This window comes from Flavobacterium anhuiense (assembly GCF_004151235.1).
GTDB classification, from domain to species: Bacteria; Bacteroidota; Bacteroidia; order Flavobacteriales; family Flavobacteriaceae; genus Flavobacterium; species Flavobacterium anhuiense_A.
This window is the reverse complement of record NZ_JUIV01000017.1, coordinates 118,438-133,816: the sequence shown is the minus strand read 5'-3', so window position 1 is coordinate 133,816 and position 15,379 is coordinate 118,438. Positions and strand designations below refer to the sequence as shown.

Annotated in this window: 12 protein-coding genes; 8 read left to right on the top strand and 4 right to left on the bottom strand. The window is 33.4% G+C overall.

Annotation, left to right across the window (positions count from 1 at the left end; translation table 11 throughout):
• The coding region (locus NU08_RS17880) for a T9SS type A sorting domain-containing protein (protein WP_129748469.1) at positions 1–1,361 on the top strand (1,361 nt) is incomplete at its 5' end.
• 219 nt (positions 1,362–1,580) lie between these two features.
• Positions 1,581–2,108, top strand: a complete 528-nt coding sequence (locus tag NU08_RS17875; protein WP_129748468.1) for a hypothetical protein — start codon at positions 1,581–1,583, stop codon at positions 2,106–2,108.
• 57 nt (positions 2,109–2,165) lie between these two features.
• Here the strand turns inward: NU08_RS17875 and NU08_RS17870 are convergent, their stop codons facing one another.
• The 3 genes from NU08_RS17870 to NU08_RS17860 all read right to left on the bottom strand — a co-directional run bounded on the left by NU08_RS17870 (position 2,166) and on the right by NU08_RS17860 (position 6,456).
• Positions 2,166–3,980, bottom strand: coding sequence for a T9SS type A sorting domain-containing protein (locus NU08_RS17870; protein WP_129748467.1), 1,815 nt, complete (start codon positions 3,978–3,980; stop codon positions 2,166–2,168).
• Positions 3,981–4,145: 165 nt separating this feature from the next.
• The gene (locus NU08_RS17865) at positions 4,146–5,117 is read right to left on the bottom strand and encodes a TerC family protein (protein ID WP_129748466.1); all 972 of its coding nucleotides are present in this window, start codon (positions 5,115–5,117) and stop codon (positions 4,146–4,148) included.
• A 322-nt stretch (positions 5,118–5,439) separates the two neighbouring features.
• Positions 5,440–6,456, bottom strand: coding sequence for a glutamine synthetase beta-grasp domain-containing protein (locus NU08_RS17860; RefSeq protein ID WP_026729095.1), 1,017 nt, complete (start codon positions 6,454–6,456; stop codon positions 5,440–5,442).
• A gap of 428 nt (positions 6,457–6,884) precedes the next feature.
• On the opposite strand from NU08_RS17860, the gene NU08_RS17855 reads away from it, so the two are divergent.
• The 4 genes from NU08_RS17855 to NU08_RS17840 all read left to right on the top strand — a co-directional run bounded on the left by NU08_RS17855 (position 6,885) and on the right by NU08_RS17840 (position 11,534).
• Entirely contained in the window at positions 6,885–9,074 is a 2,190-nt protein-coding gene (locus NU08_RS17855) for a glutamine synthetase III (RefSeq protein ID WP_129748465.1), read from the top strand.
• Positions 9,075–9,289: 215 nt separating this feature from the next.
• Complete coding sequence (locus tag NU08_RS17850) at positions 9,290–10,468, top strand: AIR synthase related protein (protein WP_129748464.1); 1,179 nt, start codon at positions 9,290–9,292, stop codon at positions 10,466–10,468.
• A gap of 154 nt (positions 10,469–10,622) precedes the next feature.
• The gene (locus tag NU08_RS17845; protein ID WP_129748463.1) at positions 10,623–10,979 is read left to right on the top strand and encodes a hypothetical protein; all 357 of its coding nucleotides are present in this window, start codon (positions 10,623–10,625) and stop codon (positions 10,977–10,979) included.
• Between the two features lie 24 nt (positions 10,980–11,003).
• The gene (locus NU08_RS17840; protein WP_129748462.1) at positions 11,004–11,534 is read left to right on the top strand and encodes a hypothetical protein; all 531 of its coding nucleotides are present in this window, start codon (positions 11,004–11,006) and stop codon (positions 11,532–11,534) included.
• A 20-nt stretch (positions 11,535–11,554) separates the two neighbouring features.
• Here the strand turns inward: NU08_RS17840 and NU08_RS17835 are convergent, their stop codons facing one another.
• Positions 11,555–12,178, bottom strand: coding sequence for a M949_RS01915 family surface polysaccharide biosynthesis protein (locus NU08_RS17835; RefSeq protein WP_129748461.1), 624 nt, complete (start codon positions 12,176–12,178; stop codon positions 11,555–11,557).
• Positions 12,179–12,319: 141 nt separating this feature from the next.
• On the opposite strand from NU08_RS17835, the gene NU08_RS17830 reads away from it, so the two are divergent.
• Entirely contained in the window at positions 12,320–14,659 is a 2,340-nt protein-coding gene (locus tag NU08_RS17830; RefSeq protein WP_129748460.1) for a GH92 family glycosyl hydrolase, read from the top strand.
• 169 nt (positions 14,660–14,828) lie between these two features.
• A complete protein-coding gene (locus NU08_RS17825) occupies positions 14,829–15,272 on the top strand; it encodes a hypothetical protein (protein ID WP_129748459.1) in 444 nt (147 codons plus the stop codon).
• Positions 15,273–15,379: the final 107 nt, after the last annotated feature.

Sequence of the window (15,379 nt, the reverse complement as noted above, 5' to 3'; positions counted from 1 at the left end):
GCGACGGCGGAACAGTGGCAGTGACCTATAAAGTTACCGATAAATGTTATGAAACTACAATCAGCAAAGACTTCACTATTACCAAAGTTAATTTGCTTAATGTTTTAAGTCCTCCAAACAAAACAGTTGTTTGCGGTGAAGATCCAGATGGTGCATTCTTAGCATGGATTGCTGGATTTAAATTTACAGGAGGATGTGCTGGAAATGTTCAGGCTACAGATTTATCTCAATTTGTGAAACCTCAGATTGGAACGGCATTAGTTATTGAATATGTTGTTTCTAACAATTGTGAAACGATTAAAAAAACATCAACATTTTTAATCACTCCATGTACAACTCCAATTTGTACTTATACTCAAGGAGCATACGGAAATGTTGGAGGTATGGCCTGTGTAGGAGGACAATCTTACACAACCAAAGCGCTTATAGCGAAAGCATTAAGTAGTTATCCAGGAGGAACAATGACAATTGGTTTAGTTGGTAAATCTGTTTTAGTATCTAATAATCAAGCTGATATTGATGGTGTAATAGCAGTTTTGCCAGGAGGAGGTGCAAGTAAAAAATTGGCAAATGGAGATCCTCATATAAGCGCATTACCTGCATCCTATCTTAAAAAAGGAAAAATTGATAATACCTTATTGGCTCAAACCATTACCTTAGGACTTAATTTAGGTATTGATAGCGAATTGAGTAAATTTAAATTGCAGGCAGGTATATTGGCAGTTGCCCAACCTGAAGGCGGTTGCGGATCAAAAACTCCAAAAGTACGTTCTTGTAATCCTGACGGAACAGTAAGTAATGAATACAAATATTACACTATTCCGAATAATGTCGTTAGTAAACTAGCAGGAGGTAAAACAGTTGGTGATTTGTTTAACTTAGCTAATCAAGCATTGGGAGGCGGAAACACTTATGGACTTTCTCTTTCTGATATTGCAAGCTTGGTAGATTTGATAAATAATGCATTTGACGAATGTAGAATCGCAATAGGATACAACATTCAGCCACTTGCTTGTACAGCTACTCAAGAAACAATTGTTACTCAGACACCTACTCAGGAAACAGCTGTAGTAGAAAGTAGTGCAAAAGAAAGTAAAAAACCTGGTTTTGATGCTTATCCTGTTCCATTCAAAAACTACATTACAATTCGTTATAACTTTGATTATGCGACAGATGTCAAAATTGAATTGTTTGATCTAACAGGAAAACTGTTATCTTCAAAAACAGATACAGATTCTTATTTTGGAAAAGAATATAACTTTAATATTGACTTCTATGTAGGTAAATTCCAAGTTTACATCTTACAGATTACGACTAATAAAGGCAGTAGTACTAAAAAAATCATTTCTGCCGGTAATTAAATGAATTTATAAATCTTATTTAAAGCATCCGTTAAAAGCGGGTGCTTTTTTTTGAAAATTATTTTTTTTGTTTATGCTTTAATTACGAGTGTTTTACGAGTAAGACGATTTGTTAAATATGGGTGGGATTTAAAAAAAATAGAGGAAAAATCATGTTTTTCTTTTTTTTGGTTTAATTTTTGGAATACCTTTATAGTATAATCCTTAAAAAAAATAATTATGAAAAAGATACTTACCTTATTTGCAGTTATCGGTTTAATTGCATTTTCTAGCTGTGAAGGACCAGAAGGGCCTCCGGGACCTCCAGGATATGATGGACTAACTGGAGAAGCATTTGAGATTTTAAACACAAATTTTTCGTATAATTCTAATACCGGTTATTTTATATCTGGAACTTTTCAGAGTAAAGTTGGAGATGATTTGTTTGACGATGAGACGGTTTTAATTTATCGATTGAAAGGAACAATAAATCCACAAACTCCGATTTGGCAATTAATTCCAACTACACTTTACTTTAATAATGGAGATGAAATAACATACGATTACGATTTTAGCAAAAAAGATTTTCAAATTTATGTAGGAGCAAATTATGATCTAGCAGAAACTCCTAGTTATACAAATAACCAATCTTTTCGCATTGTTATAATTCCTTCTGCTTTAGCTTCGACAGTAAATAAAAATAGTCTTAATGATGTAATGAAAGCAGCTAAGTTAAGTGAAAGTCAGGTGCAAAAAATTAGGCTTTAATATTTTTAATATAGAAGAAGAAAAAAGGAAATCGTGAGATTTCCTTTTTTTTATTATTTACTGCTTAATAAATGTTCTTTGAACTAAGCCCAAATTTTGATTTTCAATTGTAATAAAATATGTTCCTGTGATAAAATTAGAGACATTTATGCTTATTAATTTGGGGTTTATAATTGAAAAATTATTCGAGTTTAAAATATTTCCTGTGATGTTTGAAATTGTGACTTTTGAATTTGAAATATCTACAGTTGATTCAATATTTAGAATTGAAGTAGCTGGATTTGGATAAAGTTGAATGAAAGCTTGATCAACAGAGCCATCTATTGAGCTTTCGTTGCTATAGCTTAAAGCAGTTTTGGTAATTAATTTATTTTTAAGGACAGAATAATTTATATATGCAATCCTTCTGTATATGTATGATTTTGCAAAATTGTATTTACCTCTTCTGTCACGAACTACGGTAAGTGTTTGTGATGGTAAATAGTCTTTTGACGTAGCTCCTGGGATATTAGTCCAAGTTGAACTAGAATAACCATTCTCTTTGCTTAGGCTTTGCCATTGGTAAGTTACGTAATTGACTCTGAAATTAATACCTTCTTCAATTGGCGTAATAGCTTCAGCGATAGATCCATCAATTGTTTTAGGGTTTTCAAAGCTAGTTTCAGATTGAATTTTTAAAATTTGATCGCAACAAATAGTATTGTTATAACGTAACGCTCTTACTAAAATTTTTATTTCGTTACTTACCCTTGAAACATTTTTATAAATTGCAATTCTTCTAACTAAATAATTTATGTCTTCTGAATTTGGAATTTGAGATGGAGCAGAAAAGTTAATATCGCTACCATTTTCGTTTGGAATTGCAATCCAAGGGTTGGAATAAAGACGATTATCCTTATATTCCCATTTATATGAGTCAACACGGACAACATTGTCTCCTCTTTGATGCGTGTGATTTGGGTCTTGTAGAATATTTAAATTAATCATTGAGTTAAAGCCATATAGATTTAATGTTTTGACGCTTGATAATTCATAGATTCCATCAGAATTAGGAGTGTCGTTAGTCATAATGTCATTGGTCAATATCGGTGAAGGCACAACTGTAATTGTAACTGTATTACTTGTATTAGGGTATTGATTTCCATAAACATATCCCAAACTTCTTTTTACGGTAAAGTTTTCGGGAGATGTTATATGGTCTATGTCTAAGGTTTGGTTAACGAAATCCGCCTTTATGTTTAAGCTAGCGTTGCCTTTTGTTTCCCATTTAGAGCTAATGCCATATGGTTCTTTTTCATAGGGGTTTAAAAATTTAGAACCAGTTATAATTTGTGGTTTGTCTCCTAGTCTAACAATTTGGTTACAACATAATGAGTTTGGAATTTTTGTTGGGTTTGGAGCGTCTGCAGGAGGGTTTAGTGTTGTGCCCGAACTCATGGTTGAATTTTTAATCACGGCTAAATTCGAACTTCTATAAGCTGTTCCTGCTGGGGTTTTGTATTCAGCAAAAATAAATCCGCCAGAAGTTAGAAAATCACTCCAATATAAATTTATTACCATGCTTCGAGTTGCAGTTTTTCCACCGCCAAAATACAGATTTCCACCATTTCCGCCAGCTGCGACATTAGCGTTTGATGTACTTAGATTTGAGTAGTAAACAGTTAATGTTCCTTGATCGTTAACAGCAACATTGCTTGGAATGTCAACTTTAATATTTAATGAGATAGTTGAATTTGGTAGAGAGGCTAAATTGATAGGGCCAGAATTTACATTGGTGTTGTTTACCGCTGTAGGAGTTAAGGTAACAGTTTGTGCAAACATTAAAGCATTCAGCATTAATGTTGCAATTAGTAATAAGTAATTTTTTTTCATGATTATAATTTAAATTTAAAAAGCCTAAAGTAAATATTTATATGTAATTTCTTTGTTTTCAAAAGTTAAATTATAAGAAAAATAGTAAAAAAAAAGAATTATTGCAATAAAAAAAGGAAATCATATGATTTCCTTTTTTTATATAAATATATGTTTTGTATCTAATTATTCTTCGCTTGACGAATCATTTAAAACCTTTTCTGGTCCGAATTTAAGGGAAACTAAAATTCCTACTAGAAGAGATAAAGCAATAAATCCTAAAGAAGCCCATTCCGGAACGTGGAAGAAATCGTGCAAAAGCATTTTTAATCCAACGAAAGCTAAAATAGCAACCAAACTGTATTCTAAATAACTGAATTTTGCCAGCATGTTTGCTAAGAAGAAATACATAGAACGTAATCCTAGAATTGCAAAAATATTAGAACTAAATACCAAAAAAGGATCTTTGGTAATAGCAAGAATCGCCGGAACACTATCAACAGCAAAAAGAACGTCCATAACTTCAATAACAATTAAGGCTACGAATAATGGAGTAGCAGCTTTTTTTGCTGTTTTGGTTGAAATGAAAAATCTTTCTCCATCCATTTCAGATGTGATAGGCATAACTTTGCCTAATGTCTTGTAAACAAATGAGTCTTTTGGGTGAAAATCTTCTTCTTCCCCGGAAAAAAGCATTTTTATCGCAGTAAATATTAAGAAAACTCCAAATACATAAGTTGTCCAAGCAAATTTATTGATCAGCATTACTCCGAAGAAAATCATTAATCCGCGGAAAACAATTGCGCCTAAGATTCCCCAGAACAAAACGCGGTGCTGGTATTTTTGCGGAATTTTGAATGAAGCAAAAATAATGGCAATAACAAAGATGTTATCCACGCTCAGCGAAAGCTCAATTAAATATCCCGTTATAAATTTCATTGAAGCAACTGCCGGCTTTAAGTTATCTGGGTTTGCAATATAATCTGTCGTGTATAGCCAATAGATTACTCCTGAAAAAAGGAAAGATAAAGTAACCCAAACTAAGGTCCATTTGCTGGCTTCTTTTGTACTAATAATATGTGGTGTTTTGTTGAAGACACCTAGGTCTAAAGCAAGAATGAAAATTACAGCAAGTAAAAAGAGTGACCAGACTATCATAATGATTTTTTTAAATGATTTACAAAGATAAGTTTTGAACTGTAACTTAAAAATTAAATTTAATCCTAAAATTAAGTAATATTTGTTATTTGTAAGATGTTAAGTGTTATAAAGTTATGATGTTTTTGAGTTTAAAAAGAGATGTGTTCTACGTTATTGTAGAACTTTGTCAAAGTTTTAAACTTTGACAAAGCTGTCATGGCTGAGCTTTTGATTTAAACCCGACAGGTTTTTAAAAATCTGTAGGGCTTGGTTTAACAAGGCATAAAAAAAGTGCCAACAATTACGATGGCACTTTTTGAAATATAATTTAAGGTTTGAATTATAGCGCTGATTTAACAGTTTTGATAATTCTAGCAGCAATTTTGTAAGGGTCTCCGTTTGAAGCTGGTCTTCTGTCTTCCAACCAACCTTTCCAACCTTTTTGAACAGTCATTAAAGGAATTCTGATAGAACATCCTCTGTCTGAAACTCCATAAGAGAAATCGTTGATAGAAGCAGTTTCGTGTTTACCAGTTAAACGTTGCTCGTTGTAAGCTCCGTAAACAGCGATGTGCTCTTTTGTAACAGGACGGAAAGCTTCACAGATTTTCTCGTAAGTTTCTTGAGAACCACATGTTCTAAGAACGTTGTTAGAGAAGTTAGCGTGCATCCCAGAACCATTCCAGTCTGTATCTCCTAGAGGTTTTGGGTGATATTCAATATAGTAACCATATTTCTCAGTTAAACGGTCTAATAAATAACGAGCAACCCAGATTTCGTCTCCCGCTTTTTTAGCACCTTTAGCGAATAATTGGAATTCCCATTGTCCGCAAGCAACCTCTTGGTTGATTCCTTCAAAGTTGATTCCAGCAGCGATACATAAATCAGCGTGTTCTTCAACTAATTTTCTACCGTGCGTATTTTTTCCACCTACTGAACAGTAGTACATCCCTTGTGGAGCAGGGTATCCTCCAACTGGGAAACCAAGCGGAAGTTGTGTTTTTGTATCCATGATGAAATACTCTTGTTCGAAACCAAACCAGAAATCATCATCTTCATCATCAATTGTGGCTCTACCGTTAGATGGGTGTGGTGTTCCGTCAGCATACATAACTTCAGACATTACTAACCATCCATTGATACGAGTTGGATCTGGATAAATTGCAACAGGAACTAAAAGACAGTCAGAAGAACCACCTTCAGCTTGTTTAGTTGATGAACCGTCAAATGACCAATTTCCAAGTTCTTCTAATGTTCCTTTGAAATTTTCGTGCTCTTCAACTTTAGTTTTACTTCTAAGATTTTGAGTTGGTTCATATCCGTCTAACCAAATGTACTCTAACTTAATTTTAGCCATAATAATATAAATTTATTTTTTTTGTTTTTTCGCTGGGTCAAATATAGATTTATTTTTTTAGTCCTAAAAATTAGGGGGCTATTTTGTTTTGTGAAGTATAATTTTTTGGATAAGCGCAATTTTGGTAGGGGTATATTTTGAAAAAAGCAATTTTATTTACCCTAAAAAAATAAATTCGTAATAATTACGGTTCATTTTTGAATTTATGAGTTAAGAAATTATGAAAAAATGTTTATTTAATCAATAATAACGTACAGTTTTGTTATATTTCTATGATTTGAATTCATTATTCTTCGAAAAAAGTGTTTTATGTTGAAAAATCATTGACTAAAAATCTATGATTTATATTCCAAACAGGCTTATTTATTGTTTATATTTGTTGCTTCTTTTTTTAATGAAAATTATTACGAATTTAAACTTTACATACCATGTCAACATTACGTTTTCAAGCTTTACAGCAAGCTTCAAACAGAAAGCCGGTACATTTTGAAGAAATTGGCCGAAAATCAAATCTTTTTGGATCAAATGTGTTTAATGAAAAAGCAATGAAGCAATATTTGACTCCCGATGCTTTTAGAGGAGTAAGAGATGCCATTCAACACGGGACTAAAATCGACAGAAAGATGGCAGATTATATCGCCATGGGAATGAAAGAATGGGCTCTAGCGAAAGGGGTTACACATTATACACATTGGTTCCAGCCTTTAACGGGAACTACTGCAGAAAAACATGATGCTTTTTTTGAAACTTCTTATGATGGAAGTGACCCAGTTGAAAAATTTGGCGGGGCCCAATTAGTTCAGCAAGAACCAGATGCTTCTAGTTTCCCGAACGGTGGAATTAGAAATACTTTTGAAGCAAGAGGTTATACCGCTTGGGATCCGACTTCTCCAGCTTTTATATATGGTACAACTTTATGTATTCCGACTGTATTTATTGCTTATACAGGTGAAGCTTTAGATAATAAAATTCCTTTGTTAAGAGCATTGTCTGCAATTGACGAAGCGGCTACAGAAGTTTGTAAATACTTTGATAAAAACGTAAAAAAGGTAACGGCAACTTTAGGATGGGAGCAAGAATATTTCTTGATTGACAAAGCTCTAGCAAATTCTCGTCCTGACTTAATGATGACAGGAAGAACATTATTAGGACATACTTCTGCAAAAGGACAGCAGTTAGACGATCACTATTTTGGCTCTATTCCAACTCGTGCTCTTACTTATATGAGAGATTTAGAGCAGGAATGTATGTTATTAGGTATTCCTGTAAAAACGCGTCATAATGAGGTAGCGCCAAATCAGTTTGAGCTGGCTCCGATTTTTGAAGAAACCAATTTGGCAGTTGACCACAACTCTTTATTAATGGATGTAATGCAAAGAGTGGCTGAACGTCATGACTTTAAAGTATTATTTCACGAAAAACCATTTAAAGGAGTAAACGGTTCCGGAAAACACAACAACTGGTCATTGGCTACAGATACGGGAGTTAATTTATTGAGTCCGAGCAAAACGCCAATGAGCAATTTACAGTTTTTGACTTTCTTTATTAATACGATAAAAGCAGTAAACGACAATGAAACTTTATTGAGAGCGTCTATTGCAACAGCAAGCAACGATCACAGGTTAGGAGCAAACGAAGCACCACCAGCTATTATGTCGGTATTTATTGGAGCTCAATTAACTAAAGTTTTATCTGAGTTAGAAAGCGTTACAACAGGGAAACTTTCGCCAGAAGAAAAAACAGATCTTAAATTGAACGTTGTTGGTAAAATTCCAGATGTATTATTAGATAATACAGATCGTAACAGAACTTCGCCTTTTGCCTTTACAGGAAATAAATTTGAGTTTAGAGCAGTGGGGTCAAATTCAAACTGTTCGAATGCTATGACAACTTTGAATGCGATCGTGGCAAAACAGTTGATCGACTTTAAAAATGAAGTAGAGAACTTGATTGAAAATAAAGACATGAAAAAAGACGATGCGATCTTCAATGTCTTAAGAGAATACATCAAACAATCTAAAAAAATCCTTTTTGAAGGTGACGGTTATAGTGAAGCTTGGGAAAAAGAAGCAGCAAAAAGAGGTTTAAGCAATTTTAAAACAACTCCAGAAGCTATAAAAGCGAAAGTTTCTAAACAAGCATTGGATTTATTTGAACAACTAGGAATCTTTAATCATGTTGAAGCTGAAGCACGTTACGAAATCGAATTGGAAGAATACACTAAAAAAATCCAGATCGAAGGGCGTGTTTTAGGTGATATTGCTAGAAACCATGTTATCCCGACTGCAATTCGTTACCAAAATACTTTAATTGATAATGTGAAAGGATTAAAAGAAATTTTCGGAAAGGATTTTGAAGCATTAGCTAAAGAGCAGATTGTTTTAATTAAAGAAATTTCAGGTCATATTGAAGGAATCAATTCTAAAGTATTGGCAATGACTAATGAAAGAAAGAAAGCCAATCAATTGACGGATGCTCAAAAAATGGCAGAAGCGTATTGCAATAATGTGAAGCCTTATTTTGAAGATATTCGTAATCACTGCGATAAATTAGAGCTGCTAGTAGATGACGAAAGCTGGACATTGACTAAATACAGAGAATTGTTATTCACGAAATAATAATTTTGGAATATAGTTTTTGCCACGAATTATACAAATTCACGCAAATTAATTTTTTCAAAAATCTTCACATGAAGATGATTTTATAGAAAGGATAAAAATTTGTGAAAATTTGTGTAATTCGTGGCAATTTTTTTTAGAATCAAATAATCGAATAAGTCAAAGAATTAAAAAAAGGGATTATCTTTGCAGCACATCAACACAAACTAATTTTCATGAGTTCAGATTCTAGCAAAAGATATGCACAAAGAGGTGTTTCGGCATCAAAAGAAGACGTACATAACGCTATAAAAAATATTGACAAAGGTTTATTTCCGCAGGCATTCTGCAAAATCGTTCCTGATTATTTAACACACGATGATGAGCACTGCCTTATTATGCATGCTGACGGAGCGGGTACGAAGTCATCTTTGGCTTATATGTATTGGAAAGAAACTGGAGATCTTTCAGTTTGGAAAGGAATTGCTCAAGATGCCTTAATCATGAATATTGATGATTTATTATGTGTTGGTGCAACAGATAATATTCTGCTTTCTTCAACTATTGGAAGAAATAAAAATTTAATTCCTGCCGAAGTTATTTCTGCCATCATCAACGGAACAGAAGAATTAATCAACGAATTAAAATCATTTGGAGTTACGATTCATTCAACAGGAGGAGAAACTGCCGATGTTGGAGATGTGGTAAGAACGATTATTGTAGACTCTACGGTAACAGCAAGAATGAAACGTTCTGATGTTGTAGATAATGCAAACATTCAAGCAGGAGATGTAATTGTTGGTTTGGCTTCTTTTGGTCAGGCGACTTACGAAAAAAGCTATAACGGCGGAATGGGAAGTAACGGATTAACTTCTGCACGTCACGACGTTTTCGGAAAATATTTAGCTAAAAAATACCCTGAAAGCTACGATGCTGCAGTTCCAGAAGAATTAATTTATTCAGGACAAGTAAATCTGACTGATGAAGTAGAAAACAGCCCAATAAACGCGGGTCAGTTAGTGCTTTCTCCAACAAGAACTTACGCTCCAATTATCAAAAAGATTTTAGATAAATATACTCCAGAAGATATTCACGGAATGGTGCACTGCAGTGGTGGTGCGCAGACTAAAATTTTACATTTTGTAAAAGATTTGCACGTTATAAAAGACAATTTATTTCTAGTTCCGCCATTGTTCAAGTTAATTCAGGAGCAATCAAAAACAGATTGGAAAGAAATGTATCAAGTTTTCAACTGTGGTCACAGAATGGAGCTTTACGTTCCAGAAAATATCGCTCAAGATATCATTGAAATTTCTAAATCATTCAATGTTGATGCACAAATTGTTGGTAGAGTAGAAGCATCAGATTCTAAAAAACTTACAATTACTAGCGAATACGGAACATTCAACTATTAAAAAAAATAACCATATAAGTGATATAAGTTCATTTTAAGTTAGATTGTCAGGCTGAACGAAGTCGAAGCCCCGTTTTGATTTGACAGCTTTCTATTCTAATCAGAAAGAATTTATATTTTCTTGTATCACTTATATGGTTTAAAAATATTTAATTATGTACGAATTACTTTTTTGGAGATATCTAGACGAAATTTACCTGAACAATCAGGAAGTTTATGAATTGCTTGTTGAAAAACAAGAAGTTGAAGGTTTAGCTGAACTTCAAGTTGAAGTAATAGTAAATAGAATCAATTCTGTTTTTTCTGAATGGGAACGTGTTGACGAAAATAGCTGGAAGAATCCAAAAGGGAAAGGTGCATTTCAAGTTATTACAACACCTCAAAGTATAAAAATTGACTGCTACGGAACAGAAGGAAAAACCATGAATAAATTAGTAGATATCATGGAAGAATTCAAATGTCCGCTTTACGATCCACAAGTTCCGGAACGTTATGATGAAATGAATGAGTAGATTTCATTTATTACAAAATGTAAAATGAAAAAAGCAATTGTCTTAGTTTCTAGTATCTTTTTAAGTATTCTTATCGCCACACTTTTCGGCGTTTTACACAATCAATTCACTTATACAATTTCAGACGAATTTTTCACAGAATATTTGTTTGAAAAATTTGGTTTTGTTGAATACGGAAGAAACACTCCAAGATTAACTGCTTCAATTATTGGTGTATGGTCTGTTTGGTGGATGGGTTTATCCGCTGGATTTATCTTTGGTTTTATCGGGTTCTTTAGTGGTAATACAAAAGAAATGATAAAAAGTATTAGTACAGCAATAATTATAATGTTGACTACAACAACAATAATCGGTTTACTAGGACTATGTTACGGATTTCTAGGTTTTTCAAGTTTAGAGTCCACTTGTTGTTTTCCTCTTCAAATAGAAAACGTGAAAAATCTAATTGCTGTTTCTGAAATGCATAAGTTTAGTTACGCAGGAGGAGCAATTGGGGGTATATTTGGAATCTTTTGGCAGATAAAAAAAATATTAAAGAATAAAATTAAATTATAAAGGCAATATCAATTATTTATTTAGCCGTTTTTCAAAAGCACATTCTGTTCTTTTCTCATTTTTTCAGTTAATTGATTGATATACGTTTTTATTTTCTGCGGAAGCGTATTCCAACTCTGATCTTTTTCAAAGCTTCTGCAATTATCAAAATCGCATTCAACTGCACGAATCACATATTTTTTGTTTTTATAAACCGTAATAATTTTTACGCGTCTTATATAGCCATCTTCGTTGCGAGTTCCATAAACAATAACGGGTTCAATATAAGCATCGCCATCAATATCTTTTGTACTGCAATATTTTGTCCAGAACCAAATGTTTGTTTCTTTTGGGAGAGTATCTTCAAGCAAATCATTAATTTTCCATTGATTTAAAAATCCGCCGTGATCATTAATCACACAAACTGCTTGTATTTTTGTATTTAAAGTATCTTTCTTGGAAATTGTTTTCTGATTTTCGCCCAAAACCAATTCATAAACACCGCCTTTATCGCTAAACTCAAACGCTCTGTAAATAGGAAAATCAGTTAGATTTTCGAGTTCTCGTTGGGTAATTTCCTGTTTCGTTAATCTATGGCTTTCAATTTTTTGAGAAAAAATAAATGAAGAAGAAAAAGAAAGTAAAATTAAAAGATATTTTTTCATGTTTAGGTTCAGCTTTTAGTATACCAAAGATATTTAAACCTTTTGAGCTCTGCTAAATTTATGTTTTTTAAAAACAGTTTTTGTTGTACTTTTCTGCATGAAATGAAAGCACAAAGATTTCAAAAAATAAAAAAACTTAAAATGATTAGAATTAACTTTAAAAATTATTTTTTCGGACTATCAATTTTACTGTTCACTTTATCCAATACGGTAATTGGACAGAAGAAAGTGGCTGAAAAAAGAAACCTTATTCAGTATGTTGATCCGATGATTGGAACAGCAAGAATGGGACATACTTATCCAGGCGCAACAGTTCCTTTTGGAAGCGTGCAATTGAGCCCAGAAACTGATACTATTGCTTATAGCTTAAACGGAAAATATAATGGAGAAGTTTACAAATATTGTGCGGGATACCAGTATGAAGATAAAACAATTGTAGGCTTCAGCCATACCCATTTTAGCGGAACAGGACATTCAGATTTAGGCGATTTCTTGATCATGCCAACAACCGGTAAACTACAATTAAATCCAGGTGTGGCATCAAAACCTTTATCTGGATATAGATCGGCATTTTCGCATTCTACAGAAAAAGCTGAACCGGCTTATTACAGTGTTTTTTTGGAAGATCATAAAATTAAAGCAGAATTGACAGCCACAACTCGTGTAGGAATGCATCAATACACTTTTCCAAAATCTGATGAGGCGCATATCATTTTAGATTTAACTTCAGGGATTTATAATTATGATAAAAAGAATGTTTGGACATTTGTTCGTGTAGAAAACGATACTTTGATAACAGGATATCGCCAGACAAACGGTTGGGCAAGAACTAGAACGGTTTATTTTGCTATGTCTTTCAACAAACCAATTAAAAGTTACGGACAAGCGGCTCAAGAAAAAAGTGTTTATAGAGGTTTCTGGGGAAGATTTGATCAAACGAAAAATTTTCCAGAAATGGCAGGACAAAATCTAAAATTGTTTTTTGATTTTGATACGAATGAAGGAGAGAAAATCAAAATCAAAATGGCATTGTCACCTGTAAGTTCTGCAGGAGCATTAGAAAACATGAAAAAAGAAACTCCTGATTGGGATTTCGAAAAAGTAAAAAAGCAAAGTCAGGAAGTTTGGAATAAGGAACTGAATAAAGTTCAGGTTGAAACTATTCAAAAAGAAGATTTGGTTAATTTTTATACTGCAATGTATCATGCATTTTTGGGGCCAACTGAATACATGGATTTAGACGGAAATTATAAAGGTCTAGATATGAATGTTCATAAAGCAGAGAAATTCACTAATTACACAAGTTATTCGCTTTGGGATACGTATCGTGCTTTGCATCCGTTATTTAATATCATACAGCCAAAAAGAAACGGAGATATGGTAAGTTCGATGTTGGCACATTCAGACCAAAGCGTTCATAAAATGCTTCCAATCTGGTCGCATTATGCCAACGAGAATTGGTGTATGATTGGCTATCATTCGGTTTCGGTTGTGGCAGATGCAATTGTAAAAGGCAATATCAGTTTTGATGCCGAAAAAGCGCTTCAAGCTTGTGTTAATACTGCAAAAGTGCCGTATTATGATGGTTTAGAATTTTATATGAATAAAGGATATGTTCCAGAAGATAAAAATGGTGCTTCGGTTTCTAAAACTTTAGAATATGCTTATGATGATTGGGCAATCGCTCAGGCAGCAAAGAAATTAGGAAAGACAGCTATTTATAATGAATTCATCAATAGATCGAAAAATTATAAAAATGTTTACGATGAGAAAACAGGTTTTATGCGTCCAAAATTAAACGACGGAACCTTTAAAAAAGAATTTGATCCATTAGATACCCACGGACAAGGTTTTATTGAAGGAAACTCTTGGAATTACAGTCTGTACGTTCCGCAAGATCCTTCTGATATGATTCAATTGATGGGCGGAAATGAGAAATTCAAAGTTCGTTTAGACTCATTATTCAATATGCATCTTCCAGACAAATATTTTGAAAATACAGAAGACATTACAAGAGACGGAATTATTGGGAATTATGTTCACGGAAATGAGCCTTCACATCATGTAGTATATTTATACAATTGGACAGATTCTCCTTGGAAAGCTCAAGATAAAATTAGAATGATTTTGAAAAAAATGTACCGAAATGGCGCTGATGGTTTAGGAGGAAATGATGATTTCGGGCAAATGAGTGCTTGGTATATTTTCAGCAGTTTAGGATTTTACCCAGTTGCTCCAGGTTCAGATGAATATGCATTAGGAAGTCCGTTACTGAAAAAGGCTACTTTGAATTTAGAAAACGGAAAAACCTTTGAAGTTGAAACGGTAAATCAATCTGATAAAAATGTTTTTGTGAACAAAGTTCTAATGAACGGTAAACAATTGGACAAACCATTTTTAAAGCATGCAGATGTTATAAATGGTGGGAAGATTATGTTTTATATGAGCAGCAAGCCAAATAAGAAGCTATATCAAAATTAGTTTTACGTCTGTCACCCTGAGCGGAGTCGAAGGGCTTTCTAGCTTAAGAGGGCTTCGACTCCGCTCAGCCTGACAAACGATACTATTTTAATTCGTGAAAATTTGTGCGATTCGTGGCAAAACAACAAAAAACTTCACGAAATTTGCACTTCAAATAAAGACAATCAATATGAAGATCAATTTAAAATCAGGAATAGATAAACTGCTTTTCGGAATGAAGCAGAATGACGTAACAGCAGCTTTAGGAAAACCTGATAAAAATTATAAAGACGAAGACGATAATGTGATTTTTGTTTACAACTCTCATAAAATGAGACTAACTTTCTACGAAGAAGAAGATCTTAAATTAGGGTATATTGTAGCTTCAAGCAATGATCTGGAAGTTTTCGGATTCAAAATAATCGGAAGAAAAATTGCTGATGTAAAGAAAGATTTCGCTGCAAAACAAATTACAAAATACAATCAGGAAACTTTTGATACTTTCGAAAACTACTTCAACGAAGACAACTGGTTTATCCTTCAAACAGAATTTGATGAGGTAGTGAAGTTTGAAATTGGAGCGATTATCAACAACAAAGATGAATTTGATTGGAAATTTCCTGTAAAGAAATAAACTCTTTTTTGTCAGGCTGAGCGGAGTCGAAGCCCAACTCAGTGGGGATTTAACTTGCGATGGCTTCGACTCCGCTCAGCCTGACAAACCTAGAAAATTACAGTATA